The sequence below is a fragment of the Mesorhizobium sp. Cs1321R2N1 genome (assembly GCF_037179725.1).
In the GTDB taxonomy this organism is placed as follows: domain Bacteria; phylum Pseudomonadota; class Alphaproteobacteria; order Rhizobiales; family Rhizobiaceae; genus Mesorhizobium; species Mesorhizobium salmacidum.
The window spans coordinates 1-1,413 of record NZ_JAPYKP010000309.1 but is presented as its reverse complement, the minus strand read 5'-3'; the positions used below and the strand labels follow the sequence as shown (position 1 = coordinate 1,413).

2 protein-coding genes and 1 pseudogene are annotated in these 1,413 nt (G+C 65.3%); 1 reads left to right on the top strand and 2 read right to left on the bottom strand.

Features of this window, described 5'->3' with window-relative positions:
- Positions 1-438 (bottom strand): annotated as a pseudogene (locus O7A61_RS32210) (ornithine cyclodeaminase family protein); the annotation flags it as partial.
- A 66-nt stretch (positions 439-504) separates the two neighbouring features.
- Positions 505-951, bottom strand: coding sequence for a DOPA 4,5-dioxygenase family protein (locus tag O7A61_RS32205; RefSeq protein ID WP_337133175.1), 447 nt, complete (start codon positions 949-951; stop codon positions 505-507).
- Between the two features lie 212 nt (positions 952-1,163).
- Here O7A61_RS32205 and O7A61_RS32200 point away from each other — a divergent pair, with 212 nt between their 5' ends.
- Positions 1,164-1,307 carry a hypothetical protein gene (locus O7A61_RS32200; protein ID WP_337133174.1) on the top strand — a complete coding sequence of 48 codons (144 nt, stop codon included), beginning with the start codon at positions 1,164-1,166 and terminating at the stop codon, positions 1,305-1,307.
- The last annotated feature ends 106 nt before the right edge of the window (positions 1,308-1,413 follow it).

Sequence of the window (1,413 nt, the reverse complement as noted above, 5' to 3'; positions counted from 1 at the left end):
CTGCACGCCGCAGCCGATGAAGGCCAGGGATGACGCATCGCCGTTCGCCATGCGCCTGGCGGCGACGGCGCTCAAGGCGGCCGTGCGCTTCTCCGTCACCCAATTGCCGTCGACCAGGGCCAGCGGCAGGCCGGTTTCGGCGTCGAGCAGCGTGATCAGCGAATTGAGCGTGGGCAGTCCGCGCCCGGCGTTGCTCGGATTGACGACCAGCGATTTCGTGGCCAGCACGGGCGGCGTGGACGCAACGCCGAGCGTCGCCATGATGTAGCGGTCGTCGCCCGGCAGCACGACCGCTTTCGGCGCGCACCAGACTTCGCCGCGCCTCTGGCCGACGATCTGGCGTTCGATCTCGTCGACCATGTCGACTGTCGAGATCGACAGGCGGTCGAGCAGCGCCGATGACAGATAGGGCAAGGTTTCAGCGGCCAAGGGTTTCATCCTGTCATTCCCCAATGGGATCATCAAACCGCGAGAGCGCCAAACGGCCACCTCATCGCGGGCACCTCAAGCCTCCAGCGTCGGCTCCGTATTCACCTCCAGCGCCTCTTCCGCCTCATGCTCCTCGCCCAGGACCTCGCCATGCACCTCCAGCGCCCGGCCGATCCAGATCGGGTCGACCAGATGGTCGCGCTTGGGGTTGGTGGTATTCGGGTGGATGAGGATGCTCAGGCCCTGGTGGTTCAGCATCAGCCAGGGAACCAGCGTGGCGAAAATTTCGGGTGCGAAGGAGACCTGGTACATGGCCTGCCCGTGCGGGCCGACCGGTCCGTCCTGCCAATTGCCGAGGCGCACGCGGAACCGTTCGGCGATGCGCTGGCGCAGCCATTCGGCATGCTGCCGCTCGGCCTGCCCGTCATAGTAGATGTGGGCGTGGTAGCTGGCGATCTCGGCCAGTTGTCTTGGATTGGCGGGCCTCGGCTGCCCGGCCGGCGTTGAACTGGCTTTGCTCATTTCGGTTCTCCCCCTGGTGACGCGTCCGGCGGAACTTTAGCCGAAGCGCTTGTATCTTGTCTGTAGCCGGGGCGGCGTGCGCCGGGATCAGCGACAAACAGGCTGTGGGCGCCGCGCAATGGTCGGCTATTCGATCGAATTTCTTTGCAACCCGTTAATTCGGCCATGCGTCAATAAGCATCTGCTAATTATCCGATGGCGTGGGGTACGCAATGACCAAGAATCTTGGCAATGGACGCTATGTGCCGCCCAGGGACACAAGCGTCTCCTTCCTCGGCAAGGTCGCGCCGGCGCTGTTCCCGCTCGTCGTGGCGGCGCTGGGCTATTTGATCGGGCGGCAGTTCCTCGGCCTGTAGCACCGTAGAGCATCAGGCGCCGGTCTCGGTTGCCGCCTCCTCGGCTTCGGCTCGCCTGACGCGGTCGCTGGCCAGAAGCACGACCGGGCAGGCCACGGCGGCCAGC